The organism is Salmonella sp. SG203 (assembly GCF_013350575.1).
GTDB lineage: Bacteria > Pseudomonadota > Gammaproteobacteria > Enterobacterales > Enterobacteriaceae > Salmonella > Salmonella enterica.
In genome coordinates this window covers 381,960-407,275 of sequence record NZ_SNMT01000001.1, presented here as the reverse complement: position 1 = coordinate 407,275, position 25,316 = coordinate 381,960, and the positions used below count along the sequence as shown (strand labels likewise).

Below are 25,316 nucleotides of genomic sequence, written 5' to 3'. Positions count from 1 at the left end.
TTTTAGGCGGTCTGGCAGTGGCAGTACTGTTTATCACTGCACTGGATAAAAAACGGTAATCATTGCATTTGACGCGCCTGTTGAGTCGGTATTACAAATAACTGTACCTGAAATCTACCACTTCTGAAGTTTGCGATATTTTGCCATTCTGACGGCAAGGGATAATCCTGACTAAAGTTACCGCCGCTTACCAACCAGACACGATGGTAACTTTTTGAAAGCGTTGTCAGAGTATCAATATATGTCTGATCGGCTTGCGCATAAAACAGTGAACCAAAGCCATAGGCATTCGGTCTGCCTGATGTTCCATGAGCGTTAGGCGGTGTATAAAGAAACGTACGATAATCTCGCTTATTATAATACACATAACTTAAATAATCGAACATTTTACTGACTACCACGGCATCATTAGGCTGGTGACGGGTATTAATATAGTTTACCAGTGGTTTAAACTCGTCTATGTGCTCAGGGTTATTATGATATGAACCATAGCCGAATAATAAGGTGAATAAGATAAACCAGAAGCCACAAACCGCTTTTTTTGCGCGGGTAAGTAATACCGCGAGCAGGGGAGGAATGCTCAGCGATGAGAAGAAGAAATAACGATCGATAAATAACGGCATCCACCAGGAAATGATGAAGACCAGCATTACAGGGATGACCAGATTACAAAATAATATCAGCTGATATCTTTCATATTCTCCGTTGCATAAAGATATTCGCCCCACAGTACCGATAAAACCTCCCACAGCCAGCCACAGAATGAACGACGGAAAACCCTGTCCGTTGTTTCCGGTAAAAAAATGCCAGTACATCGCAGGCAGGTCACGCCATGTTACGGGGGGAATCCAACCGATATCATTACCGGCTCTCAACTGCGCCAGATGAGTCAGTAAATTAAACAATACGGGCAACCAGGGGAGATAAGCGACAGCAATCCCCAGGTTAGCAAACCACCAGCCAGGAAGTTTAAGGTAGCAGGCCGTTTTATGGCTTTGGCAGGATAATATTGTTACTGCGATCCAGTGGGCAATAAGTGTAAATAGGGTGAAATAATGGGTGTAAAAGCTGAACGTCATAAGTAAAGCATACGCGACAAGATAGCGATTATGGGTGGGTGTTTTTATCCACATCATCAATGCTAACGCGGCAGCGAGCGTTAGCATTCCCATTAACGCGTACATGCGCGTTTCTTGACTGTAATGGACTGCCATCGGCATCAGGGCGGCGAACCATCCCGCCAATAAGGCTGTACGTTCATTTGCCAGCCATCGCGTAAGCGCGATAACCAGCACAACTGTCAGGATCCCAAAGAGTAGACTGAGAGAGCGTACCGCTGCAATGCTATCACCCCATAATATCATCCAGTCATGCAGTAACAGATAATAAAGCGGAGGATGCACGTCAAAAGCGGCATGGAAGAGCAGATTATCTACGCTATGTCGACTAATCAGCACGCTGGACGCTTCGTCACACCAAAGGTAGCGGTCAGTTAAAAACAGCAACCGTATAAGGACGGAGAATATGACAATGAGACAAACATGATATTTATACTTTATTTTTCTTAACCCATCGCCGGGCTGCCATATTGATAGTTGTGGTAGCGCCATAATATCCTCAATGGAGTAAGACTTAGACCAGAATGGACATCTAACGCAATAATGAAGGTTAAAATCTTAATCAACGCTAAATAAAAATAACTTTGATAATGTCAGTGGTGAATTAATCAGAATAGTGCAGTACAACTCAGTAACCCTGACCGTAATGGCGAAGCAGTCTATGCTCTAAAAACCGGGTCAAACCGACGATAAAGGTAACGCCAATAAGATACACTATGGCGGCAAAAAGGTAAGCATGGAAGAATTTAAAGCTGGTTGCAGCAACCTCCTGAATTCGCGCGAAAAACTCAGTATATTGGATAAGAAAAACGATGGTGCTGTCTTTAAGGTTATTAATCACCTGATTCGTTAAGGCTGGAATGGAAGACAGCAATACCTGAGGCAGTATAATCCACAAAAAGACCTGCCGTTTGTTCAACCCCTGAACGACTGCTGCCTCCGTTTCATACTTATTCAATGCGTTATAGGCCGTTGTCATGTACGCGGCATTATATGCGCCGACATTCAAGGTAAAACCTGTAACCGCCACGGTAAAAGAGGACAGGTGAATGCCAGATTGAGGTAAACCATAATAGATAACAAATAGAATAAGAATGAGTGGCGTACCGATAAAGAAATCCATGTACAGTCGAGTTATGGCTTTTACCACGGGGCGATGGCTCAGGCTCAGAAAGAAAATAATAATTCCCCACAAAAAACCGGTGATGGAAACAATCAGCGCAAGTTTACAGGTTTCTTTAATACCGTCCACAACAAGTGGCAGTTGTTCAGTCAGGTCATTAAAGAAGAGAGACCAGCCAGCGATCATCGTTGTGCCTCGCTAAAAAAACAGTGGATATCTGGATCCGTTTCTCGTAAGGCAAGATCGGTAAAAGCGCCTTCTGCACGAATCTTGCCATGATTAAGAAACGTTACGTTATCGCTTAGTAATCTGGCGAGGCGAATATCATGAGTGACGCATAATATAGTGACGCCATTGTCGTGAAGTTGCTTGATCAACATTCCGACTTCACGAGTCATGAGCGGATCAAGCGCAGACGTCGGCTCATCAAAAATAATGAGTTCTGGGTCGGTGACCATTGTACGGGCCAGGGCGACGCGCTGTTGCTGGCCGCCCGATAATTGCGAAGGGTATTTCGCGCTATGCGAGGCCATATCAAGTTTTTGTAGCTCATGTAAGGCTTTCTCCCGGGCTAGTTTTCCCGACATGCCAAACACTTTACATAGGGCAAGGGTAATATTATCCATGACGTTAAGATGGCGATACAAAGCGTAATTCTGGAAGACACAACCAACTTTTTTTCTGAACTCAAGAATAGTAAATTCTTTGTCGTAAATATTTTTCCCGTGAAAATAAATATTGCCATAATCAGGTTCTTCTAATCGAAGCAGACAGCGTAAAAGCGTCGTTTTTCCACAACCTGATGGCCCCATGACTACTTTCATGTCTCCCGATTGAATTTTCAGACTAACCGTATCAAGAACCTTTTTTCCTGAATATTCCTTACTTATCTCTTTTAGTTTCAGTAAAGCCATGAGTATCACCTCTATTTTTATGGTTCAACTGATGCGATATTTTTTCTCAAACACTCCGGCCAGAAGAGTAAAAACTTTATAAATAATGAAATATAATACCCCGGCAAGAGTATAGATCTGTAACCCGTTCAGCGTGATGGCTGTCAGTGACATTGCCTGCTTCGTTATTTCAGCGATACCTACAGTATAAGCAAAGGGCGTCGCTTTTAATACAGAAGAAAACTCATTGATAATACCGGGCACAGAAAATCGCAACATCTGTGGCAGTTCAATATTTATTATAACCTGTAATTGACGCATTCCTGCTACTTTCGCTACCGTAATTTCGTATGGCTCAACTAATTTAAGCGCCCCTCTGAACACCTCGGCAAGATAGCTCCCACTGATTAAGCCGACGCTGAGGTTCATGGCCACCAGAGGTGAAACATATATGCCAATCGATGGCAATCCAAAATAAACAAGAAAAACAGCAATAAGTATTGGAATTCCCCGAAGAATAAAGACCAGTACGTCGAGTATCTTCTGTAGTGGAAGGGGAGATAGTCGCCGTAATACGGCGACTGTAAGCCCGAACAAAAACGCTGAGAGAAAACAGGTAAATGTTACAAGCAGCGTATTACCAATCCCTTCCAATAGGAAATAAAAGATAGCCAGCATATTACCTGATGACATAGCTTACTATTTCATCCAGCTATCGACAATGCCAGATATTTTTTGTGGCCCTTGCTCTTTAAGCCATAAGTTGAAATCATCGCGCACGGGAGAGCCTTTCTTAAAGGCAATGCCAAGCTGATCAACATTCTTGAAAACATAACGGCTTTCTATCGGCATCTTTTTCTTATTTTTGAAGGTAAAATAAACCGGCTCTTCTATAAAAGCCAGATCAAGATTGCCATTTTTTAGATCAGCCATCGTCTCATTATAGGTTGGATACAATTTTACTTTACTTAACGAGTAGTATCCTTTGGGCTCCAGATCGTTTTTGATAAGGTCGGAGTAAGCCATTCCTCGAGGGTATCCAATAGAATATTTATTTAATTCATTGAGGTTATTGAGCGTTATTTTATGATTGGCCATACTGACCAGATAAAAAGAGTTGATGTAATAAGGTTCAGAGAAATCAATAACTTTCTTACGTTTATCTGTGATTGAAATTCCCGAAAATGCTACATCTGCCTGACCACTCGCCACTGCGCCAAGCATTCCATCCCAGGCATATTCGGTGATGTTTAGCTTACAATGCCGTGACTGACAGTAAGACGAAAAAAGCTCCAGATCTATCCCCTGCAATTTGCCATCAGCACTTTTAAATAACATAGGGGGAGAGGCTGGTGATACTGCGACATTGAGTGTTCTCCCTTCAACGATGCTATCAGCAAACGCTGAAGACGACATTATTCCCAACACTATCATCGATAAGCCAAATTTTTTGGATAACATGCTATCTATTTCCTGTAGTAAGGTAATGCGTATTATAAATTAAGCATTAGGGCGTGAGCCTGACATTTGCAGGCGTAAAGTACTTAACGTTATGTATTCCATCGCTGTTAACTAATTTAATCAGGAGGTTTGACAGGAATCATCAAAGGGAATGGATTGAATATACCATGAGATATCAACTGGATATGAGTGCAGCGACACCATGAAAGGTGAAAATGTAAAGATACCATAGACATTAGTATACTGGACATAGTTTATGCTCCATTTACGCATACATATTTACATGATAAGCAGATAAATGCTTCAGTGACGGTGCCTTTCATGTCTCTAATTATCATCTTACCACTCTATCCAGGGCCAATATAAAGACTTATCTTTTCTTGTCAAATACATTTTTTGAGCTAAGTTGATTTGCGTGCTATCTATATTTGCAAGCATATAAATTATTTGTCTCATGAACAAACGACAACAAATCAGGATTTCTGACGATGTTGTTATGTTTATCAAAACGTTAACTTGTTTTAATCGATGATAATCTTAATTCAGAAATATCTGAATATATACGGTTGTTGAGATAAAATTCTCAAATTAACATCGTACATCTTATGTAATAAATATAAATACGATTAATAAATCCAAAACTGAGACTGCCAACCGGATAACAAACAGCAATAAAGAGGGTTCTTCATTAAGTTATCCTGGCAACGGTTAAGGTGGTAACATTTTCGGTGGCTTTACCCATTTTAATCGTGTTCACAGCCGTTAATTACCTTATGATTACCATGGTAATTAAAAATGAATCCTTGATTACCATGGTAATTAAAAATGAATCCTTAATGACTCGTTGGCTGAGTGAAAAAAATTCTACATCACATAGGCGCATGTATCGCGTATAATGGGCTCCGATGCCCCTAATTATTGCTATGACATAATGATATGTATCTTAACCGCTTTTGTTATTTACTCCTGATCTTCGCTGCGGTCGGAAGCATTTTTACATCGCATCCCGTCGCGATGTGGTTCCTGCTCGCCAATGTGCTAACGCTGGCGATCTACGGTATAGACAAAACGGCGGCACGTAAAACCTGGCGCAGAGTGCCGGAATCCACTTTGTTGGTGTTTGGGGTTGTCGGTGGGTGGCCTGGGGCGATTGTTGGTCAACAACTCTTCCGTCATAAAACGCAAAAGCAGCCATTCAAAACATACTTTATTGTCAGTGTGATAGTGAGTATTTTAGTTACGGTGGCGATTTATCGACTCTATCCATTTTTGTCTTACTGAACATAGACTATGTATCACTTATTGACCAATCGGCAGCAAAGATAGCATCATATTTTCATGCCACCGGCACTATGATATTGAGTTGTGTTTTGCTCAAGGCGTACCGCAGCCGATGGAACTTTATTCAGTGGAATAATGATGAGCTATAAAACTTTCTAACATTATGGCAAAACAATGATGGACTTCCTGGGTTGGATGGACAAGGTCGTTGAAGACGTATTGCGGACATATATCTAGCTGAGGGTCTTTAGCCCCGGGAACATGTACATAGCCGTGGTGAGTATAAGGGTTTTCCGTATCATAACCAATATTACTGGCCGCCTCCATTATCACCTTAAATGCATCGGCAGTCTCGTAATAGCATATTTTATGCTGGGGGTATTTTTCTTTTAATTCTTCAACATTAGTTTTTAACAGGGCATTGTGAGCGATGCTTTCATCCTTAAGCTTTCTTTTTTCATCAGAATGTTTGCCATAAGGTGTTAAAGACAAATCGGGAATCCCCATGACCAGAACATTATTAACTCCACCGGAAATTATTTTTTCAATATCATCAATTTGTTGCTCAACGACCATTATTACATTATCTTTGTGTAGTGTCATATAGTCATTAGCCCCCAATAAAAATATCGCCAGGTCCTGGTGAGAAGGGGTGTAAGATGCGACTTGTCTGTCCGTATTTGATACAAAGTCACCGATGCAATTAAAGCAGGAATAGCTTGCCGATGTACTTCCCCCTTCAGCAAAATTAAGCATCTCTTTACCTAAGAAGTGTGGAGATGATAAAAACTCAGTCCAGGTAAATCCATTAGTAAACCTTCCGCCAAAGTATTGACCATAGGAGGGTAAGATATGATGTGTTTTTTCAAACATACGCCCTAAGGAGTCAGACAAGCTGTCGCCAAAAAATACCAGTCTGGTAATATCACCCAAAGAGATATTTTTGGGCTTGGGATGTGATTTATTGATTTCTTTGGCAAGACCAAAAGCTTCCGGATGACATTCAACCTCAATAGATAAAATATTTTCACCATTATCATCTTTAATAATCAACTTATCGGCGTGTTCCTGTGATTCTATAATAAACTGTTCTTTACATCCCTGAGACGCTAAGGCTCGAAGTTTGATGTAGGCTCCGCGAACCTGTACCGGTGTTAGATTCAGTTCCTGATGGTGGTAAAGATTAAAGATACATTCGAGCGCCTCTGCATGGTGGGTGGTAAAGAAATATGCTTTGATTTTCTCCCATAAACTTAATTCCGGAAGGCGTGCGCTTTCTTTTATCGCATTAAATTTTTCAGAACTGATAGATGATGTGAAATAACCCTGTCCAACACTCAATGGCATAGTGTCCTCCTTACTTTATTAAACACGCTTTAGCAAATAATTAATTAGCAAATATTAGCAAGAAAAGTAATCAGGTAAATGGTGTATATGGAATTACGCTTCTTTAACAGTTTTTCGTCGCCAATAAAATACATACAATGTTTATTGTTTTTCAACGAAGTAAATATATCATCAACAACGTGAGGTTAATGCCTGGTACATATTATCTGACTGCTATCATTATTGAGTGTGCGCCTGGCTAAGGCAAAGATCTAAAAAAGAAGCCACTCCTGATTTTAGTGTGCTGGCGTGAGTATGAGCTGGCTTGATACTCAGGAAAAACAGACAAACTTATCATCCGACTATTATTGCTAAAGTGCTAGTGTTTTATGTGACATTTTGATTTCTATTTTCATATTAAATATTTCTTAAGTGAGTTAACTATAATGAATGATGATTCAATTATTAAAAACTCTTCGATGCTTTTGGCCTATTTAGGTGGTTTGGGATGGGGAAGCGCCTATTTTTATGGCTGGGGCGTCTCCGCGTACTATGGTTTCCCGTGGTGGTATGTAGGCGTCGGCCCTGACAACATTGCCCGAAGTCTATTCCATGCGATTAGCCTGATGGCTATATTCATAATAGCGTGGGGAGTGGGTATTCTATTATTTTTTCTAGTAAAGCAAAAAGCACGTATCCACGACCTTAGCTTTTTACGTCTTTTTTTGGCAGCGGTTTTGTTCTTTATTCCAATTGTTATCGAGTTTTCTCTCTTAACAGAATCGTTTTTGTGGGAGCTTTTTTTTATCATTTTACTGGTGGCTTTATGCTTATCGGTGGGGATGCGTTTTTATAGTAAATTGATGCCAGTGATTTGTTTTACGCAACTCAGTTGGGTGCGAAGGCATTGTTTCACTATAGTTATGCTTGGTTTTATTATATATTTTTTTATATTTTCTTTTTTTGTTGGGATCTATAAACCACAATTAAAGAAAGAATACGAAATGATATTGTATGATGGAGGCTGGTACTACGTCCTGGCCAGATATCATGATAGTTTTATTTTGTCGAAATCCTTTACTAAAAATAACAATAGATTTATTATTTTTAGACCAGAAGATGGGCACTCTTATGAAATTACTCTGGTAAAAGTCAGGCTTTAATAAAATGCTGGTTGGCAAGAGCGTGAAATGACGGCAGAACTTCCCATAGCAACGATTGAGGAAAGAACTGAGCGCCCATATCTGTAGGCTGTGGAATAGCAATGCCGGGAAGGACATGGCATGACACTTTATCTGACATTACCATTTGAGTGACAGGTTAGCAGATGTTTCAGGCCAAACCCAAGTTGAACTGGAGCGCTCAGAAGCCGATTACCTACATAACAAATATTGGCCGCAAGCTTATGCTGTGGGCGGAATATACGACCGCTATTATCCAGACTGGCTGTTAACTTATTTATTTTCCCATAGTAACCTATAACAGGCCTCCCTGAGGCATTGGCTAGCATCTGTGCATTGGAAAAACAGGCTCCATTTGCACTATAGCAACTTATAAATTTTATTTCCTCATGAGAGTTGCTAATATGGCGGATTGATTTTGAAAGTGATGATGACTGACTTGCACCGGAACCGTACCGATTTTCATGTTGAACAACAAAAGGAGCACCATGTTTACAAATCGAAATAGGCATGGATTATTACCTGAGATTGATTTCAAATTAACAATAATGATGACGCTTTTGGGTATTAAAAATCTTTCAAATAACGCTCATTTGATTTTTTGTCCACATTGACTAAGCCTGGAAAGACACAGGGTTGAGATATTTTCGCTACCCGTCGGCGGTGTATCGCAGTTGTGATGTTACGTTCTTACAAGACTGACATCTGCATATCATAACCTTTATTCATTACCACCTGGTGAGTAAATAAAAACTATTAAGCAAATATTTACTTCTGGGTAATGGGACTGGATTTACCGACATTACCTCTGTGCCCCAGTCGGGCAGAACATTGCAGCTTAGAAAGAAAGCTTTGGTGTTTATTGTCTGTGGCCTGAAAAAGTTCCCATGAGCTGAATATGCTGAATGTGAACTGATTCTTGATGGTCTATGCCGGAAATCTATAAGCTATTGATTTTTATATTGTGTGTAATTTTACAATTACATAAACATAAAATTCTGATAGTATACCCCCCTATAGTATATGGAGGTCGAATGCCGCATTCACCTGAAGATAAAAAACGTATCCTTACCCGTGTTCGTCGCATACGCGGGCAGGTCGAAGCGCTGGAGCGGGCGCTTGAGTCTGGCGAACCTTGTCTGGCGATTCTGCAACAGATTGCCGCCGTGCGCGGCGCGTCTAATGGCCTGATGAGTGAAATGGTTGAAATCCATCTGAAAGATGAGCTGGTCAGCGGGGAGACCACGCCAGATCAGCGCGCGGTTCGGATGGCGGAAATCGGCCATCTTCTTCGCGCTTATCTAAAATAACAATTTCCCTCACCGTAACAGGAAGAGATATATGAAATCACGTGCAGCAGTTGCTTTTGGTCCCGGTCAGCCGTTAAAAATTGTCGAGATTGACGTTGCGCCGCCGAAAAAAGGCGAAGTTCTGGTCAAAATCACTCATACCGGCGTTTGCCATACCGATGCTTTTACCCTTTCCGGCGATGATCCGGAAGGCGTATTCCCGGCAGTCCTGGGTCACGAAGGCGGCGGCGTGGTAGTCGAGGTCGGCGAGGGGGTCACCAGCCTGAAACCCGGCGATCATGTTATTCCACTGTATACGGCGGAATGCGGCGAGTGTAAGTTCTGTAAGTCCGGTAAAACTAACCTTTGTCAGGCCGTACGCGCCACTCAGGGAAAAGGGCTGATGCCGGATGGCACTACCCGCTTTTCTTATAACGGCGAACCCGTTTATCACTATATGGGAACCAGCACGTTCAGCGAATATACCGTTTGCGCGGAAATTTCTCTGGCGAAAGTGAACCCGCAGGCGCCGCTGGATAAAGTGTGTCTGTTGGGCTGTGGCGTGACGACGGGTATTGGCGCCGTCCATAACACCGCTAAAGTGAAAGCGGGCGACACCGTTGCCGTTTTTGGTTTAGGCGGTATTGGGCTGGCGGTTATTCAGGGCGCGGTTCAGGCTAAAGCCGGGCGTATTTTAGCTGTCGACACGAATCCGGAAAAATTTACGCTGGCGGGCGAAATGGGGGCCACGGACTTTATTAATCCGAATGATTACGACAAACCGATCCAGGACGTTATTGTTGAGCTTACTGATGGCGGCGTAGATTTCAGTTTTGAATGTATCGGCAACGTTAACGTGATGCGAGCAGCGCTGGAATGTTGTCATAAAGGCTGGGGCGAAAGCATTATTATTGGCGTAGCGGGGGCAGGGCAGGAAATCAAAACCCGTCCCTTCCAGCTAGTGACCGGTCGCGTCTGGCGTGGCTCCGCCTTTGGCGGCGTGAAAGGGCGCACGCAGCTGCCAGGGATGGTAGAAGATGCGATGAACGGTAAAATCCGTTTAGATCCTTTTATTACTCACCGCCTGCCGCTGGAGCAGATTAACGATGCCTTTGAACTGATGCATCAGGGTAAATCCATCCGTACTGTTATCCACTTTGGCGATAACTGATTCATCCGCCAGCGGATTTTCCGCTGGCGCTTTTCTGAATTTTCTGGAATGAATGTTGTGAAAATGTGACGAAGGCGATGCTTTTCGCGATAAGCAAACGTCACGAAGTGCCGATGACTATCTAACGGGCGTGTTTTACGCATAAAACTTACAAGAGAGTCGACGGTCATGGGCAACACATTCTCGATGCAAGCCTCGCATAAACTGGGCTTCCTGCATCATATTCGGCTGGTTCCGCTGTTTTCCTCCATTCTCGGTGGCATCCTTCTTCTTTTTGCTTTGAGCGCCGGGCTGGCAGGCTATTTTCTGTTACAGGCCGATCGCGATCAGCGTGATGTCACGGACGAGATTCAGGTACGGATGGGATTATCCAACAGCGCTAACCACTTACGTACCGCACGTATCAATATGATCCACGCTGGCGCGGCGAGCCGGATTGCTGAAATGGATGAAATGAAAGCCAATATTGCCGCTGCGGAAACGCGGATCAAGCAGTCTCAGGACGGCTTTAACGCTTATATGTCCAGAGCGGTGAAAACACCCGCCGATGACGCGTTAGATAACGAGTTAAACGCCCGCTACACCGCCTATATCAACGGCCTGCAACCGATGCTGAAATTTGCCAAAAATGGCATGTTCGAAGCGATCATTAATCATGAAAACGAGCAGGCAAAACAACTGGATGCCGCATATAACCATGTCCTGTTGAAAGCGATTGAACTGCGCACCGAGCGGGCGAGACTACTTAGCGAGCAGGCTTACCAACGTACCCGGCTCGGTATGATGTTTATGATTGGCGCATTTACGTTGGCGCTGGTATTGACGTTAATGACCTTCATGGCGCTGCGTCGCACGGTGATACAACCCTTGCAGCAGTCTGCGTCACGTATCGAACGCATTGCGGCGGGCGATCTGACCATGGCTGACGAGCCCACAGGACGCAGTGAAATAGGTCGCCTGAGTCATCATCTTCAGCAGATGCAGCATGCGTTGCAACAAACGGTAGGGGCGGTGCGTCAGGGGGCGGAGGAAATTTATCGAGGCACCAGCGAAATTACCGCCGGTAATACGGATTTATCTTCTCGTACTGAACAGCAGGCTGCCGCCATTGAACAGACCGCGGCCAGTATGGAACAGTTGACGGCAACCGTTAAGCAGAATGCGGATAATGCGCATCACGCCAGCAAACTGGCGGAAGATGCTTCCGGTAAAGCCAGCCGCGGAGGCCAGATGGTTTCCGGGGTCGTACAAACGATGGGGAATATTTCCACCAGCTCGAAAAAAATCTCGGAAATTACCGCCGTCATTAACAGTATCGCTTTCCAGACCAACATTCTGGCGCTGAACGCGGCGGTCGAGGCGGCACGCGCCGGGGAACAAGGACGCGGTTTTGCGGTGGTCGCCAGTGAGGTTCGTACCCTCGCCAGTCGCAGCGCGCAGGCGGCAAAAGAGATTGAAGGCTTGATCGACGCATCGGTCAGCCTGATTGAACAAGGATCTGAAGAGGTTATCGCTGCGGGGAGCACCATGAATGAGATTGTGGATGCCGTCAAACGCGTCACCGATATTATGCTCGACATCGCGGCAGCCTCTGATGAGCAAAGTCGCGGTATTGTTCAGGTCAGTCAGGCTATTTCTGAGATGGACAGGGTTACGCAACAAAACGCGTCGCTGGTCGAAGAGGCGTCCGCGGCGGCCGCTTCGCTTGAAGAACAGGCCGCCCGCTTGACGCAAGCCGTTGATGCGTTTCATTTACAGGATACTGGCGCGACGATGCGATCATCCTTCCTTTAGTAAGCGTCGCGCCAGCGGGCTATTTTAGCCGCGGGCGCGTTTATTCTCCGACAGCCGCTATCACAGCGGCATCGATTTACGGATCGCCGCAATCAGCATTTGCGCCCCGGTTGAGAGCGGGATATCAACTCGCGTAAGAATACCTATCGGTTCGCCTGCGCTCTGGGTCGGCACGGGTAATGAGACCAGCTTCGCCTGGCGAAGATCTTCTTTAACCGCGCCAGAGGGGACGAACCAGACGTAATCGTAATCTACGGTCAGTTGTCGTGATAACGATGCGGATAGCGTTTCGATACATCCGGCAGGCATTTTACACCCCTGGCTTTGCAACAGGGCTTCCGCATTCTGGCGCGGTACCGTGCCTTTTGGCGAGACGACTACCGGCCATTCCATAACCCGGCTGAGCGTGATCGTCTCCTGTAACAGGGGATGACCGGGGCGTACCACTAATTTAAGCGATTCTAAAAACAGCAGTTCGTAATTTAAACCGCCCATTAATTCCGGGTCTGACATGCGGCCAATACCCAGATCGATCTCGCCTGATTTCAGACCCGCAAGCAACATCGTATTGTTCATGGTCGCGACCTGTAACGAGGTCGATTTTTGCTGTTGATGGAACCGCCCAATAGCCGCCGGGAGTATACCCAGCGCAGCGGTGGGGAGCGCGCCAACACGCACCACATCGGCGCTGGCGTCCTCTTTGCGATTCAGCGCCTGCCCGGCGGTATTCAATGCATCTAATACTTTTACCGCGTGAGTCAAAAATTGTTCGCCAGGAACCGTTAATTGCGCGCCCAGTCGCCCGCGTTCAAACAGACGGGTTCCGGTGAGTTGTTCCAGTTCGTTCAGCGTTTTAGAAAGCGCTGGCTGGCTCAGGTTAAGAGTTTCAGCCGCGCGCCCCAGAGTTCCCTGTTGCGCAACGGCGACAAATGTATGAAGGTGGCGCAACCGAATGCGCTGACTAAACAGACCATTTTTTTCCATAAGCGATGTTAAAAACAGAGCCGTGCGGGTGACAAGTAAAGTTGTTTGTTTTTGATAACCTGATAGCAAAATATTATTAACATTTTACCATTTCAAGTTACAACTGTTTTATTTTACTGATGATTCAACTGCCGTTAAGCGTGTTAAGCCGCGATCTGGTCGGGGATATGCCAGCTCATGTCAATCCGTTCTGCATAATGAATTCAGACCGGATCACAGTTTGTAAATTCTTCTCCCCGGAATGGATGAGGTTTTCTACACTCCAGGTAACATTCACTGGAGGCATGACATTATGGCGAACACCATCACGGCAGATGAGATTCGGGAACACTTTTCGCAGGCAATGTCGGCAATGTACCAGCAGGAAGTTCCGCAGTACGGTACGTTACTGGAACTTGTGGCTGACGTGAATCTGGCGGTGCTGGAAAATAATCCCAAACTGCATGAGCAGTTGGCTAATGCCGATGAACTGGCGCGATTGAACGTGGAACGACATGGCGCCATTCGTGTTGGCACCGCAGAAGAACTTTCTACCTTGCGTCGGATATTCGCCATCATGGGGATGTACCCAGTAAGTTATTACGATCTCTCTCAGGCGGGCGTGCCTGTGCACTCCACGGCATTTCGTCCCATTGACGAGGCTTCGCTCTCGCGTAATCCCTTTCGCATGTTCACTTCGCTATTACGCCTGGAGCTCATTGAAAACGCGGCATTACGCCAGCGGGCGGCGGAAATCTTATCGCAGCGGGATATTTTTACATCGCGCTGCCGACAATTGCTGGATGAGTACGACGAGCAGGGCGGTTTTAGTGCTGCTCAGGCCGAAGAGTTCGTCCGTGAAACGCTGGAGACTTTTCGCTGGCATCGTCAGGCTACCGTTGATGAAGAAACGTACCGCAGCCTGCATCGTGAGCATCGTTTAATTGCCGACGTGGTCTGTTTTCCGGGATGTCACATTAACCATCTGACGCCGCGTACTCTGGATATCGACCGGGTACAGGCCATGATGCCGGAGTGCGGCATTACGCCTAAAATTCTTATCGAAGGTCCGCCTCGCCGCGAAGTGCCTATTCTGTTGCGGCAAACCAGTTTCAAAGCCCTGGAAGAGCAGGTGCTCTTCGTTGATGAAAAGCAGGGTACGCACACGGCGCGCTTCGGCGAAATTGAGCAACGTGGCGTCGCGCTGACGCCAAAAGGTCGTCGATTATATGATGAACTATTGCACAAGGCGGGAACGGGTAAGGATAACTTCACGCATCAACTCCATTTGCGGGAGGTCTTTAACGCCTTTCCGGATAGCGAATTTCTGCTTCGCCAGCAGGGGCTTGCCTGGTTCCGTTATCGCTTAACGCCTTCCGGCGAGGCGCATCGTCAGGCGATCCATCCTGGCGACGATCCGCAGCCGCTTATTGAGCGCGGTTGGGTAATCGCGCAGCCGATTATCTATGAAGATTTTCTTCCGGTCAGCGCAGCCGGCATTTTTCAGTCGAATTTGGGAAATGAAACGCTGGCAAGAAGCCACGGCAATGCCAGCCGCGACGCCTTTGAACAGGCGCTGGGATGTGCTGTACGGGATGAATTTTCGTTATATCAGGAAGCGGAAGAACGCAGTAAACGCCGTTGCGGTCTGCTTTAAAAGCGGTAAGCTTCACAGGCTGTGAGGATACTGTAAAAGGAAGGCGTTATGTTGAATCCCTCCATCCCGCTGGTGGCGACGCGTCACGGTAAAATCGTGGGCGTCGTACAGGAAGAAATCCATATCTGGCGCGGTATACCTTATGCCGCGCCGCCAACAGGGGAGCTACGCTGGCGTGCGCCGCAGCCTGTTACGCCCTGGCACGACGTGCGCCAGGCGGATTGTTTCTCCTGCGCCAGTTGGCAGGATATTACCTGGTGTCGCGAACTCGGCGGCGGCGATCCGGGAAATTTTTCCGAAGACTGTCTCTATCTGAACGTTTGGGCTCCCGCCGTACGTCATGAACCGTTGCCGGTCATGGTCTGGCTACACGGCGGCGGTTACACCATTGGCGCGGGGAGTTTGCCGCCCTATGACGGTCAAGCGCTGGCGAAGCGCGGCGCGATCGTGGTGACGGTCAATTATCGGCTTGGCCATCTGGGCTTTTTCGCGCATCCGGCGCTGGAAGGCGAAGAGGCGGAGTGTATTCATAATTTCGCTTTACTCGATCAAATCGCTGCGCTGCGTTGGGTGCAGGACAATATTGCCGCATTTGGCGGCGATACGCAGAATGTGACGTTATTTGGCGAATCCGCCGGCGCCCGCAGCGTGCTGTCGTTGATGGCTTCGCCGTTGGCGAAGGGGCTTTTTCATAAAGCGATTATTCAGAGTGGTTATACGCTGCCGGATACGCCTCGCGAGGTGGCGCTAAAAAAAGGCGTTGCGCTGGCGGAACATCTTGGCTTAGCCCATGCCACTGCCGAACAGCTACGCGCTTTACCGGCAGAGACGTTTTGGCCGCTGGACGCGCCTTTTAAAATTGCGCCGACGCCGATTTCCGGCGACGTCGTGCTGCCGCATCCGATGCTGGAAACCTTCTTTGCGGCGAAACAGCATCCGATACCGGTGATGATCGGCTCGAATAGCGATGAAGCCAGCGTATTGGCAGTTTTTGGCGTCGATATTGCCGGTCAAATTCAAAAAATGCGCCGTGAGCGGCGTGTTGGCCTGGGGTTAATCCGGCTGCTTTATCCTGGAGTGAAAGGCGACGAAGCGCTAGGGCGGCAGGTCTGTCGGGATATGGTATTTACCACGTTGGGTTATGTCGTCATGCAAGCGCAGCAGCGGATCGGCGAACCGTGCTGGCGTTACTGGTTTGATTATGTCGCCGAAGCGGAGCATAACACCTACGCGAATGGTGCCTGTCATGGCAATGAAATACCGTATGTATTCGATACGTTAACGCGGGCTGAGCCCACATGCCATTATGTGAATGAGAATGACCTGGCCTTTGCCTCGCAGGTGGCGGATTACTGGGTGAATTTCGCTCGTCATGCCAGCCGCACGCGCGACGTGCTGCACGGCCCGGTTCGCTGGCCCGCCAGCATTCGGGGGCGAGATCGTCTGTTGCGGATTGGGCTGAACAAACTTGCCGGTTTTAAAGTGGAAAACCGCTTTATGCGTGCGCGTCTGGCGCTGTTTAAACGAGTCATGAAACATCACGTTAGTCTGGAATAAACTTTTCATAACCTGAAGAATGCTGCGTGAGGTTTACATCCGATTAGGTCGGTTCTTATCGACATAAAATATTTACGCTTTTGCACAGTTTCCAGGCGACCAACAATTGGATTATTAATGAATTTTGTCTAGAGTGAGCGGTCAGAAACGGGCACATTCTTGCTGCTGAAAAAACCAGCGCGGGACCATTCACAAGACCAGAAGGACTCATTTTCAGGTATGAATCGTAGACGATTTATTAAAGGTTCAATGGCAATGGCCGCCGTGTGCGGTTCCAGCGGTATTGCTTCCCTCTTTTCTCAGGCGGCGTTTGCCGCGGAATCCGATATTGCGGATGGTAAAATTGTCCGTTTTGATTTTGCTGGTCTGCAATCAATGGCCCAGGCGTTATCGAAAAAGCCCTGGGGCGGCGCGCCGGGACCCTTGCCGGATACGCTCGCCAATCTGACGCCGCAGGCCTATAACAGCATTCAGTATGACGCGGCGCATTCACTCTGGAACGGTGTTGCCAACCGGCAGCTCGATATTCAGTTTTTCCACGTAGGGATGGGCTTTCGTCGTCGCGTACGCATGTTTTCCGTTGATACGACGACGCATCTTGCTCGCGAGATTCATTTTCGCCCGGAACTGTTTAAATACAACGATGCCGGCGTCGATACGACGCAACTGGAAGGGCAGAGCGATCTCGGTTTCGCCGGTTTCCGTGTCTTTAAAGCGCCGGAACTGGCGCGGCGCGATGTCGTCTCCTTCCTGGGCGCCAGTTATTTCCGGGCGGTAGATGATACTTATCAGTATGGCCTGTCGGCTCGCGGGCTGGCGATAGATACCTATACTGACGGTCAGGAAGAGTTCCCTGACTTCACCGCCTTCTGGTTTGACACCGCGAAGCCGGGCGATACTACGTTTACCGTTTACGCTCTGCTGGACAGCGCCAGCGTGACGGGCGCGTATAAATTTGTGATTCATTGCGAAAAATCGCAGGTGATCATGGATGTAGAAAACCATCTCTACGCCCGTAAAGATATTAAGCAACTTGGCATTGCGCCGATGACCAGTATGTTTAGCTGTGGGAATAATGAACGCCGGGTATGCGACACCATTCATCCGCAAATTCACGATTCCGATCGGCTGGCGATGTGGCGGGGTAACGGCGAGTGGATTTGCCGCCCGCTGAATAATCCGCAGAAATTGCAGTTCAATGCATATATGGACGATAACCCAAAAGGGTTCGGCCTGCTGCAACTCGATCGCGATTTCTCGCATTATCAGGATGTGATGGGCTGGTACAACAAACGTCCGAGCCTGTGGGTGGAGCCGCGCAATAAGTGGGGGAAAGGCGCGGTTAGCCTGATGGAGATCCCAACCACTGGCGAAACTCTGGATAATGTGGTCTGTTTCTGGCAGCCGGAAAAAGCGATCAAAGCCGGGGATACGCTGGCGTTTAATTATCGTTTGTACTGGAGCGCGCAGCCGCCGGTACAATCGCCGCTTGCGCGGGTCATGGCGACCCGTACAGGGATGGGTGGCTTTCCCGAGGGTTGGGCGCCGGGCGAACATTACCCGGATAAATGGGCGCGCCGTTTTGCTATTGATTTTGTCGGCGGCGATCTGAAAGCGGCCGCGCCAAAAGGCATTGAGCCGGTAATTACGCTCTCCAGTGGCGAGGCGAAGCAGATTGAGATCCTCTACGTAGAGCCTTTCGACGGTTATCGTATCCAGTTTGACTGGTATCCGACCTCGGATTCTACGGCACCGGTGGATATGCGTATGTTCCTGCGCTGCCAGGGGGAGGCTATCAGCGAAACCTGGCTGTATCAGTATTTCCCGCCCGCGCCGGATAAGCGCCGTTATGTTGACGATCGTATCATGCGTTAGACAGTTTGCCTTCTGTACCGCCACAAAGGCGGTACAGGTTGCGGAAATAGCCCTGACATAAACTCATTCGTGAGCCGCTGTTTTTGTGACACGGCCTTTTCATCGTTCTATTTTTGCAACAGTCCTTCCTGTTTATCCCTCTCGATCCTGCGGACAGGGGACATTAAGATAGCTTCACCTTATTTAAGATATAAAGTGAATATAATGAAAAAGAGTTTTCTTGGTGCTCTCCTGTCTCTGGGCTTATTAAGTGCTGCTCATGCAGATGTATATAAATTTGATAATACGCATACCAATGCGGTATTTAATATCGATCATTTCCAGACCTCAACCAATCATGGCGGGTTTTATGCTATTAGCGGCGAACTGAAATATCAGCCGGAAAAGCAAGATGCAGAGATGCGCGTGACGATTCCCGTAAGCGCCTTAAATACCGGGGTGGATGCGTTTGATAACCATATCCGCAGTAGCGATATTCTGGATGCGGAAAAATATCCAGAAATAGTATTTAAATCAACAAAATGGCATTTTGAAGATAATAAACCGGTTTCTATTGACGGTTTGCTAACAATGAAGGGAGTAACTAAGCCCGTCACCTTAACCACCACCAAGTTTGGCTGTTATATGAGCCCGATATTCAAGGCGCAGGTTTGCGGTGGTGATTTTGTCACGCAAATAGATCGCACCCAGTGGGGGATAGATTATCTGGTCGATATGGGGATGACGAAAGTTGTCGATATAAAAATCCAGGCAGAAGCGGTTAAGCAATAAAAGGAATAATGATGAAAACTCATCACCTCATTCGGGTAGTGGCCTCGCTGGCAATGTTGGCAACATCAGGCCTGGCTTATGCTGAAGAGTACAAAGCCAGCACGGACGAAAAAGCAATAAAAATGACAAACGTAGCCTCGCTGGAAGCGCGCGTTCAGGCCAGAATGGAGAAAGGGGCATTTGGTTATATTCGCGGCGGAGCCGAAGATGAGAATAACCTTCGCAGCAACACCGAAAGCTTTGACAAAAAATATATTATGCCGCGCGTATTACAGGGCATTGAGTTAAAAGAGATCGATTTATCAACGCAGCTACTGGGTATTCCGCTTAAAACGCCTATAATCCAGGCACCGATGGCAGCACAGGGCCTAGTCCACGCCTCCGGAGAGTTGGCGACGGCGAAAGGCATGGCGCAGGTCGGTTCGATTTTCTCGTTGAGCACTTATGGCAACAAGACCATCGAAGAGGTGGCTAACGTTTCCGGGAAAAATCCGTTCTTCTTCCAGCTTTATATGAGCAAGAATAATCAATTTAACGAATTTATTCTTGCACAAGCGGTAAAACATGGCGCTAAAGCGATTATTCTGACCGTAGATTCGCCTGTCGGCGGTTATCGGGAAGAAGATATTAAAAATAACTTCCAGTTCCCGCTGGGTTTTGCAAACCTGGAAATGTTCGCCAGAAAAAATGACGATGGTTCAAAAACTGGCAAAGGAGCAGGGATAAGTGAAATTTACGCGCAGGCTAAACAAGCCTTTACGCCGGAGGATATTGCCTATGTACATCGTATTTCCGGTCTGCCGGTTATCGTAAAAGGCATTCAGTCGCCGGAGGATGCTGAAATTGCTATCCAGGCCGGGGCCGCAGGAATATGGGTTTCTAACCATGGTGGCCGTCAATTAGACAGCGGGCCGTCCTCATTCGATATGCTTCCTGCGATTGCAAAAGTCGTCAACAAGCGAGTGCCTGTTATTTTTGACAGTGGAGTACGCCGTGGTTCGCACGTATTCAAAGCGTTAGCCAGCGGGGCGGATATTGTGGCGGTTGGCCGGCCTGTATTATACGGTCTTAATCTTGGCGGCGCTCAGGGTGTGGCATCAGTGATTGAACAGCTAAACAAAGAGCTGACAATTAACATGATGTTGGGTGGCGCCAGAAATATTGAACAAGTGAAAACGACACGCTTGTTAACTGAAAAAGATCTGCCCCAGTAATATAAAGGTCGGGTACTATACCCGACCTTTTCCTGTATGATTTCCCTCAACAACGCTTTCGGTAGAAAATGACGCGCTCTGTTTCCTCAAATCCTAACGCCTGGTGAACTTTCTGGGAAATTGTATTTTCCGGCGAGGTATCGGAGGCCATTTCCCGACACCCTTTATTCGTTCCCCATCGTTGCACCGCTGCAATCAATTGTTTCGCTACGCCGCGTTGACGGAATGAGGGGAGAACAAAAATACCTTCAAGGAAAGCCACGGGCGAACTGTCACAGCCATTGACATAATCGTGGCGGATTGAGGCATCCGCAAAGCCAATCGCCACCCCGTCTGCCATCGCAATAAATGATGCCAGATGATCGGTTTGCAGAATTTCTTCGCCGTCCGCCAGATGGGCGTCATCCGGGTGACCAGGCCAGAGCTGTTTTCGCAATCCGCGCCAGAGCTCCAGATGGGTTTTGTTCATTTGCCTGATGTCCATTAACGCGCTCCTGATGAGGGGTCTGGCATGATGAGACGGCATCCCGCCTGCTGATAACGTCGGGCGATAGCAGACGGGAGCGCGCTGTCGCTAAGAATGGTAGTAATACAGGACAGCGTCGCCACCGCATGGGGTTCTACAGTATCAAACTTTGAATGATCGGCCATCAATATGACCTCGCGTGAGCGCTGAATAATGCGCGTTTTGACGCCTACTTCAAACATCGTAGCGTTGGTGATGCCCGTTTCAATCGACAGCGCATCGCAGGAGATAAAGGCGCGTTCAACGGCAAAGGCGTTAATCATCTCCAGCGCCAGACTCTCGCCCACCGAAAAGTAACCGGGGCGAATCAGTCCGCCGATAATGTAACTCTCTACGTGTGGGAAGCCACCCAGTTCATTAGCGATTTTGATGTCATTGCAAATGACTTTTACTTTGGCGTCGACCAGACATTTTGCCAGTTCCAGACAGGTGGAGCCGGAGTCGAGAAAAAAGCAGTCTCCATCCTTGATGAACGTGCGGGCGAGGGCGGCGATTTCGCGTTTCGCCTCGCTTTGTAACGTTCGCTTAACGTCGAAAACATATTCTTTATCTTCCGTACTGTCGTCGAAGTCAATACAACCATGGCCGCGAACCATACCGGGATAACGGCTGGCAATATAGTGAAAATCCCGGCGCACGGTTGCCTCTGCATAGCCAAAAAGCTCAATAGCTTGTTGTGTTGAGAGGTGCCTGTGTTGCCAAAGGTAATGCAACATCTGTTTGATACGGTCGGGGCGCTGTTGGCTCATCAGCATATGACTCCTTTATAGCGCGGTGAATTGTGACAACGTCACATTATAGTTCGCCGTCGTGAACAACGCCCGGCCAATCACCAGATGCTGCGCGCCTGCGGCGGCAAGCAGCCGTGCGGCGCGAAGTGTAATACCGCCGTCCGCCCAGCATTCCGCAGCAGGGAAATGCTCTCTGCTCTGGCTCACTTTTTCACACATCGTGGCGATAAATTGCTGTCCGCGCCCGTCGGGTTCGCTGGTCATGATCATCAGCGCATCCAGTTGCAATGCCAGATAACGATAAGACAATAGCGGCGTTGCCGGGTTAAGCGCCAGTCCTGCTTTCGCCCCGATAGCGCGAATATCCGCCAGAATCTCCGAGGGGTTTTGCACGCTTTCGGCATGAATGAAAATCCAGCCGGGGCGGATAGCTGCAAGCCAGGGTAACCAGCGTTGCGGTGATGAGACCATCAGGTGAAATGAGAGCGGATGGCGAGTGTATTGTGCGACTGCCTGAATGGTTTTCATACCGAAGGTAATATTGTTGATGAAACTGGTATCTTCGATATCCAGATGCAGCGAGCCGAGAGGCGCATCGTGTAAAGCGGTCAACGCCTCGGCATAGCGCAGCGGATCGGCGGAGGCCAGTGAAGGGTGCAGGATCATCGAAACCTCCATCAGCGCAATGCGGTTAATTGCGCGAAAAGCGCGGCGTCATTTGGCGCATCTTGCAGCATCGCGACGCTTTCCGGCGAGTCGAGCCACTGGCTGATGCGTTGAATGGTGCGAATATGTGCTTCGGCATCCGTGGCGCTGGCGCAAAGCAACAGCCAGATGGGATCGCAATCCGCATTACCGAAAGCGACCGGCGTTGCTAACGTAGTGACGCTGATTTGATTATGGTTGGCGCCTTGCTCTGGTCTGGCATGGGGCAGCGCAATCCCCGGCGCAATAAGATAATATGGCCCCCATTTAAGGGTGTTCTCAATAATACCGTCCAGGTAGCAGGGGGCCGCCGCGCCGAAGGTAATCAGCGGACGGACGGCGATATCCAGCGCGTGTCGCCAGTCGCTGGCATGGCGTTGCGCCTGAACCCACTTAACATCATTAATCATCGATCGTTGACTCCTTGCCGGTTCGGGTTACTCTGAAACCGATCCCCGGCGTGTCTTTTGGCGAAGGCGACGGAGATCGGCAGAAGAGTTATCGCTCTCTGCAGGGGATAAGCGTTTTGCTTATCCCCATTTTATTGTCGGATATGGCGTACTTTCTCCATAAACTTCGCCACGCGCGCCTGGTCGACAAAGTTGGCGAAGACGCCGTCTTTTTTAAACGTGGTTGCCGTTACGCATCCGTCGGCAATGCAGAGTTGCTCCTCGACGTTTTCCAGACACACCCCGGTATTCGCCAGCACGACCGTGTCGGGGACGGTCTCTTTTACTCGCTTCAGTATGGCGCTATCCGTGCGAGCGCCCGCCGTCAGCCCCGAGACGCACAGGGCATCGGGGTTATTGTTAAATACGGTCGATTTCGCAATTGAACAGACATCCCGGTTTCCCAGATACACCGCCGCTTCCGGCACGATGTTAAACAGCGTTTTCACGTGGCCTGCACCGATGCGATGCTGATGGCGAATAGTTTCGCCGACATTCGTATCCCAGACGCCAAAATCGCTGGCGTAAGCGCCGGTGAAAATTTCGCGAATAAATTTTGCGTCGGTCGCCATCGCCAAATCAAACGAGGCCACAGGGTCCCACAACACGTTTACCCCAAACGGTACGCGAATTTCACTCATTAACTGACCGATGATTCGTGCCATCGCGGCAGTCGTTTCCGGTCTGACTTTCGTTAAATAAGGCAGACTAAATTCATTGGAGAACATCACCGCATCCACGCCGCCATTTTGTAGCGCCATTAAATCGTCATGGGCGCGGTCAATTACCCAGTTCATGCCTTTCTTTGTATCGAACCCGGGATCGCCCGGCAGCGCCCGTAAATGGCACATGGCGATAACGGCTTTTTCCGTTCCTATTACCTCTTTTAGCCAACTCATTCTGGGTTGCTCCTTATTCCGGTAGTTCACGTTTACGTAAGACAAGTATGATGCTGGCGACAATGCCGACCACAATCACCACGCCAATCATGCCCAGCGACATCAATTCAGATATTGACCAGCCAAACATGTTTCCCACCGACAGCGCGGTAATTTGCGCGTTTTCAGCGGCGAAGCTAAAGCCGCCTTTGAGCGCCATATCGGTAAAGTACGGTGCGAACTGGGTGGCGATCAGCAAAACGGTAATCATGACAATGATGCCGCTGAGCAGAGTACGAATCAGATCGCCGCGATGAATAACCGTGGCCATGCAGATAAAAAACGGCGCAACCGGTAAATCAGCCAGCGGCAGGACTTTATTGCCCGGCAGTATGCTCGCCAGAATTAACATGATGGGAATTAACAGCAGTCCAACCGCGATGGTGGTCGGATGGCCTAACGTCACTGCGGTATCCAGACCGATAAAGACTTCGCGCCCTTTAAAGTGTTTCTGGAAGAACTTACGCGCGCCGTCGGAAATGGGCATTAATCCCTCAACGATAAGGCGAATCATGCGCGGAAACAGCACCATAATCGCCGCCACGGTAATCATTAAGGTTGCGCATCCTTTAAAGCCTTCGCCTGCGGCAAGTCCGAAGATCAGCCCGAGAACAACGCCAATGATCACCGGGTCGCCGACCATCCCATACCGTTTTTGGATCTCCTGAGCGTCAATATTGCGTCCTTTCATAAACGGTATTTTTTCGTATATCGCATCCAGCAATACGAACAACGGCACGGAGCTGGAGCCATACCCTTGCGGAATAGAAATCCCTTCCAGACCCACAATGTTCTGTACTCGTTTCGCCGTCCAGTCGGCCATTTTCAACGACAAGGCGGCATGGCAAATCGCGCCCAGTACGCCATAAATCAGACTGCCGGTCATCAACTGGACGACCGTTCCGGTAATGGCGTAGTGCCAGTAGTTATAAATATCAACGTTCATGGTTTTGGTCAGACGAGTCACCAGCATACCGACGTTGAGCAGAAAGATAACGGGAATGATCATCGCGCCGATGGCCGTCGCATAGCCGACGCCGGATGCGGGTCCGGCGCCGACGTCAAACACATGCAGCGTCAGGCCAAAACGCTCAATCATCACTTTAATCGGCGGACTGAGACTGTCGATCGCCATGACGATCACCAACCCCATGCCGACAAAACCGATGCCGACCGTCACCCCGGCTTTCACTGCCTGCAGCCAGGGAATACGAAAGATTAAGCCGATGATAATCATAATGATGGGCACAAAGACGGTGCCGCCGAGAGACAGGATGTAATCAAACATAATGC

The 25,316-nt window shown here is 48.1% G+C and carries 24 protein-coding genes; 10 read left to right on the top strand and 14 right to left on the bottom strand.

The genetic code is table 11. The features are described 5' to 3' along the window. Positions 1 to 59: 59 nt before the first annotated feature. From HV477_RS02040 to HV477_RS02020, 5 genes are all read right to left on the bottom strand, one after another. Entirely contained in the window at positions 60 to 1,610 is a 1,551-nt protein-coding gene (locus HV477_RS02040; RefSeq protein WP_079898789.1) for a glycosyltransferase family 39 protein, read from the bottom strand. Positions 1,611 to 1,746: 136 nt separating this feature from the next. Then, positions 1,747 to 2,427: an amino acid ABC transporter permease gene (locus HV477_RS02035; RefSeq protein ID WP_000560166.1), complete on the bottom strand. Its 681-nt coding sequence runs from the start codon at positions 2,425 to 2,427 to the stop codon at positions 1,747 to 1,749. Then, complete coding sequence (locus HV477_RS02030) at positions 2,424 to 3,155, bottom strand: amino acid ABC transporter ATP-binding protein (RefSeq protein ID WP_079898790.1); 732 nt, start codon at positions 3,153 to 3,155, stop codon at positions 2,424 to 2,426. The genes HV477_RS02035 and HV477_RS02030 overlap by 4 nt, the downstream gene beginning before the upstream one ends. A 24-nt stretch (positions 3,156 to 3,179) precedes the next feature. Then, positions 3,180 to 3,827, bottom strand: coding sequence for an amino acid ABC transporter permease (locus tag HV477_RS02025; protein WP_000094446.1), 648 nt, complete (start codon positions 3,825 to 3,827; stop codon positions 3,180 to 3,182). Between the two features lie 6 nt (positions 3,828 to 3,833). Continuing rightward, positions 3,834 to 4,595 (bottom strand): transporter substrate-binding domain-containing protein, encoded by a 762-nt coding sequence (locus HV477_RS02020; RefSeq protein WP_000949370.1) that lies wholly within the window; start codon positions 4,593 to 4,595, stop codon positions 3,834 to 3,836. Positions 4,596 to 5,531: 936 nt separating this feature from the next. On the opposite strand from HV477_RS02020, the gene HV477_RS02015 reads away from it, so the two are divergent. Beyond that, positions 5,532 to 5,876, top strand: coding sequence for a DUF1294 domain-containing protein (locus HV477_RS02015; protein ID WP_000281185.1), 345 nt, complete (start codon positions 5,532 to 5,534; stop codon positions 5,874 to 5,876). Positions 5,877 to 5,996: 120 nt separating this feature from the next. Here HV477_RS02015 and sseJ read toward each other — a convergent pair whose 3' ends face one another. Beyond that, positions 5,997 to 7,223, bottom strand: coding sequence for an SPI-2 type III secretion system effector SseJ (sseJ, locus tag HV477_RS02010; protein ID WP_001131430.1), 1,227 nt, complete (start codon positions 7,221 to 7,223; stop codon positions 5,997 to 5,999). Between the two features lie 425 nt (positions 7,224 to 7,648). Here sseJ and HV477_RS02005 point away from each other — a divergent pair, with 425 nt between their 5' ends. Beyond that, positions 7,649 to 8,365 carry a membrane protein gene (locus HV477_RS02005; RefSeq protein ID WP_000997196.1) on the top strand — a complete coding sequence of 239 codons (717 nt, stop codon included), beginning with the start codon at positions 7,649 to 7,651 and terminating at the stop codon, positions 8,363 to 8,365. A 128-nt stretch (positions 8,366 to 8,493) separates the two neighbouring features. On the opposite strand, the gene steB is transcribed toward HV477_RS02005, so the two are convergent. Further along, complete coding sequence (gene steB, locus HV477_RS02000; protein ID WP_001540100.1) at positions 8,494 to 8,895, bottom strand: type III secretion system effector SteB; 402 nt, start codon at positions 8,893 to 8,895, stop codon at positions 8,494 to 8,496. Positions 8,896 to 9,417: 522 nt separating this feature from the next. Between steB and HV477_RS01995 the strand changes: the two genes are divergently transcribed. From HV477_RS01995 to HV477_RS01985, 3 genes are all read left to right on the top strand, one after another. Beyond that, positions 9,418 to 9,693 carry a metal/formaldehyde-sensitive transcriptional repressor gene (locus HV477_RS01995; protein WP_001120770.1) on the top strand — a complete coding sequence of 92 codons (276 nt, stop codon included), beginning with the start codon at positions 9,418 to 9,420 and terminating at the stop codon, positions 9,691 to 9,693. Positions 9,694 to 9,724: 31 nt separating this feature from the next. Beyond that, positions 9,725 to 10,843, top strand: coding sequence for an S-(hydroxymethyl)glutathione dehydrogenase/class III alcohol dehydrogenase (locus HV477_RS01990; RefSeq protein WP_000842141.1), 1,119 nt, complete (start codon positions 9,725 to 9,727; stop codon positions 10,841 to 10,843). 168 nt (positions 10,844 to 11,011) lie between these two features. Then, positions 11,012 to 12,637 (top strand): methyl-accepting chemotaxis protein, encoded by a 1,626-nt coding sequence (locus HV477_RS01985; RefSeq protein WP_079898792.1) that lies wholly within the window; start codon positions 11,012 to 11,014, stop codon positions 12,635 to 12,637. A gap of 60 nt (positions 12,638 to 12,697) precedes the next feature. On the opposite strand, the gene HV477_RS01980 is transcribed toward HV477_RS01985, so the two are convergent. Then, positions 12,698 to 13,621 carry a LysR substrate-binding domain-containing protein gene (locus HV477_RS01980; protein ID WP_175064919.1) on the bottom strand — a complete coding sequence of 308 codons (924 nt, stop codon included), beginning with the start codon at positions 13,619 to 13,621 and terminating at the stop codon, positions 12,698 to 12,700. A 292-nt stretch (positions 13,622 to 13,913) separates the two neighbouring features. Here HV477_RS01980 and HV477_RS01975 point away from each other — a divergent pair, with 292 nt between their 5' ends. The 5 genes from HV477_RS01975 (at position 13,914) to HV477_RS01955 (ending at position 20,674) form a co-directional block, all read left to right on the top strand. After that, positions 13,914 to 15,257: a VOC family protein gene (locus tag HV477_RS01975; protein WP_063809261.1), complete on the top strand. Its 1,344-nt coding sequence runs from the start codon at positions 13,914 to 13,916 to the stop codon at positions 15,255 to 15,257. 48 nt (positions 15,258 to 15,305) lie between these two features. Further along, positions 15,306 to 16,814, top strand: a complete 1,509-nt coding sequence (locus HV477_RS01970) for a carboxylesterase/lipase family protein (RefSeq protein WP_079898793.1) — start codon at positions 15,306 to 15,308, stop codon at positions 16,812 to 16,814. A gap of 219 nt (positions 16,815 to 17,033) precedes the next feature. After that, on the top strand, positions 17,034 to 18,689 hold the full coding sequence (locus HV477_RS01965; RefSeq protein ID WP_079898794.1) for a glucan biosynthesis protein D: 1,656 nt from the start codon (positions 17,034 to 17,036) through the stop codon (positions 18,687 to 18,689). 195 nt (positions 18,690 to 18,884) lie between these two features. Next, positions 18,885 to 19,460: a YceI family protein gene (locus HV477_RS01960; protein WP_079898795.1), complete on the top strand. Its 576-nt coding sequence runs from the start codon at positions 18,885 to 18,887 to the stop codon at positions 19,458 to 19,460. Positions 19,461 to 19,471: 11 nt separating this feature from the next. After that, on the top strand, positions 19,472 to 20,674 hold the full coding sequence (locus HV477_RS01955; RefSeq protein WP_079898796.1) for a lactate oxidase: 1,203 nt from the start codon (positions 19,472 to 19,474) through the stop codon (positions 20,672 to 20,674). A gap of 46 nt (positions 20,675 to 20,720) precedes the next feature. Here HV477_RS01955 and aac(6') read toward each other — a convergent pair whose 3' ends face one another. The 6 genes from aac(6') to sgcC form a co-directional block, all read right to left on the bottom strand. Continuing rightward, positions 20,721 to 21,158, bottom strand: coding sequence for a cryptic aminoglycoside N-acetyltransferase AAC(6')-Iy/Iaa (aac(6'), locus tag HV477_RS01950; RefSeq protein ID WP_000354860.1), 438 nt, complete (start codon positions 21,156 to 21,158; stop codon positions 20,721 to 20,723). Further along, a complete protein-coding gene (locus tag HV477_RS01945) occupies positions 21,158 to 21,949 on the bottom strand; it encodes a DeoR/GlpR family DNA-binding transcription regulator (protein ID WP_001682390.1) in 792 nt (263 codons plus the stop codon). The genes aac(6') and HV477_RS01945 overlap by 1 nt, the downstream gene beginning before the upstream one ends. A 15-nt stretch (positions 21,950 to 21,964) precedes the next feature. Further along, complete coding sequence (locus tag HV477_RS01940) at positions 21,965 to 22,597, bottom strand: ribulose-phosphate 3 epimerase family protein (protein ID WP_023256912.1); 633 nt, start codon at positions 22,595 to 22,597, stop codon at positions 21,965 to 21,967. Between the two features lie 11 nt (positions 22,598 to 22,608). After that, a complete protein-coding gene (sgcA, locus tag HV477_RS01935; RefSeq protein WP_000606454.1) occupies positions 22,609 to 23,046 on the bottom strand; it encodes an SgcA family PTS sugar transporter subunit IIA in 438 nt (145 codons plus the stop codon). 131 nt (positions 23,047 to 23,177) lie between these two features. Beyond that, positions 23,178 to 23,984: a BtpA family protein SgcQ gene (gene sgcQ, locus HV477_RS01930; RefSeq protein ID WP_020839329.1), complete on the bottom strand. Its 807-nt coding sequence runs from the start codon at positions 23,982 to 23,984 to the stop codon at positions 23,178 to 23,180. 13 nt (positions 23,985 to 23,997) lie between these two features. After that, positions 23,998 to 25,311 carry a PTS sugar transporter subunit IIC SgcC gene (gene sgcC / locus HV477_RS01925; RefSeq protein WP_000460835.1) on the bottom strand — a complete coding sequence of 438 codons (1,314 nt, stop codon included), beginning with the start codon at positions 25,309 to 25,311 and terminating at the stop codon, positions 23,998 to 24,000. Between the last annotated feature and the right edge of the window lie 5 nt (positions 25,312 to 25,316).

Bases quoted from the DNA above. Each gene is read 5' to 3' on its own strand.
- HV477_RS02040 (WP_079898789.1), bottom strand. From the start codon at position 1,610: ATGGCGCTACCACAACTATCAATATGGCAGCCCGGCGATGGGTTAAGA.
- HV477_RS02035 (WP_000560166.1), bottom strand. From the start codon at position 2,427: ATGATCGCTGGCTGGTCTCTCTTCTTTAATGACCTGACTGAACAACTG.
- HV477_RS02030 (WP_079898790.1), bottom strand. From the start codon at position 3,155: ATGGCTTTACTGAAACTAAAAGAGATAAGTAAGGAATATTCAGGAAAA.
- HV477_RS02025 (WP_000094446.1), bottom strand. From the start codon at position 3,827: ATGTCATCAGGTAATATGCTGGCTATCTTTTATTTCCTATTGGAAGGG.
- HV477_RS02020 (WP_000949370.1), bottom strand. From the start codon at position 4,595: ATGTTATCCAAAAAATTTGGCTTATCGATGATAGTGTTGGGAATAATG.
- HV477_RS02015 (WP_000281185.1), top strand. From the start codon at position 5,532: ATGTATCTTAACCGCTTTTGTTATTTACTCCTGATCTTCGCTGCGGTC.
- sseJ (WP_001131430.1), bottom strand. From the start codon at position 7,223: ATGCCATTGAGTGTTGGACAGGGTTATTTCACATCATCTATCAGTTCT.
- HV477_RS02005 (WP_000997196.1), top strand. From the start codon at position 7,649: ATGAATGATGATTCAATTATTAAAAACTCTTCGATGCTTTTGGCCTAT.
- steB (WP_001540100.1), bottom strand. From the start codon at position 8,895: ATGCCTATTTCGATTTGTAAACATGGTGCTCCTTTTGTTGTTCAACAT.
- HV477_RS01995 (WP_001120770.1), top strand. From the start codon at position 9,418: ATGCCGCATTCACCTGAAGATAAAAAACGTATCCTTACCCGTGTTCGT.
- HV477_RS01990 (WP_000842141.1), top strand. From the start codon at position 9,725: ATGAAATCACGTGCAGCAGTTGCTTTTGGTCCCGGTCAGCCGTTAAAA.
- HV477_RS01985 (WP_079898792.1), top strand. From the start codon at position 11,012: ATGGGCAACACATTCTCGATGCAAGCCTCGCATAAACTGGGCTTCCTG.
- HV477_RS01980 (WP_175064919.1), bottom strand. From the start codon at position 13,621: ATGGAAAAAAATGGTCTGTTTAGTCAGCGCATTCGGTTGCGCCACCTT.
- HV477_RS01975 (WP_063809261.1), top strand. From the start codon at position 13,914: ATGGCGAACACCATCACGGCAGATGAGATTCGGGAACACTTTTCGCAG.
- HV477_RS01970 (WP_079898793.1), top strand. From the start codon at position 15,306: ATGTTGAATCCCTCCATCCCGCTGGTGGCGACGCGTCACGGTAAAATC.
- HV477_RS01965 (WP_079898794.1), top strand. From the start codon at position 17,034: ATGAATCGTAGACGATTTATTAAAGGTTCAATGGCAATGGCCGCCGTG.
- HV477_RS01955 (WP_079898796.1), top strand. From the start codon at position 19,472: ATGAAAACTCATCACCTCATTCGGGTAGTGGCCTCGCTGGCAATGTTG.
- HV477_RS01945 (WP_001682390.1), bottom strand. From the start codon at position 21,949: ATGAGCCAACAGCGCCCCGACCGTATCAAACAGATGTTGCATTACCTT.
- HV477_RS01940 (WP_023256912.1), bottom strand. From the start codon at position 22,597: ATGATCCTGCACCCTTCACTGGCCTCCGCCGATCCGCTGCGCTATGCC.
- sgcA (WP_000606454.1), bottom strand. From the start codon at position 23,046: ATGATTAATGATGTTAAGTGGGTTCAGGCGCAACGCCATGCCAGCGAC.
- sgcQ (WP_020839329.1), bottom strand. From the start codon at position 23,984: ATGAGTTGGCTAAAAGAGGTAATAGGAACGGAAAAAGCCGTTATCGCC.
- sgcC (WP_000460835.1), bottom strand. From the start codon at position 25,311: ATGTTTGATTACATCCTGTCTCTCGGCGGCACCGTCTTTGTGCCCATC.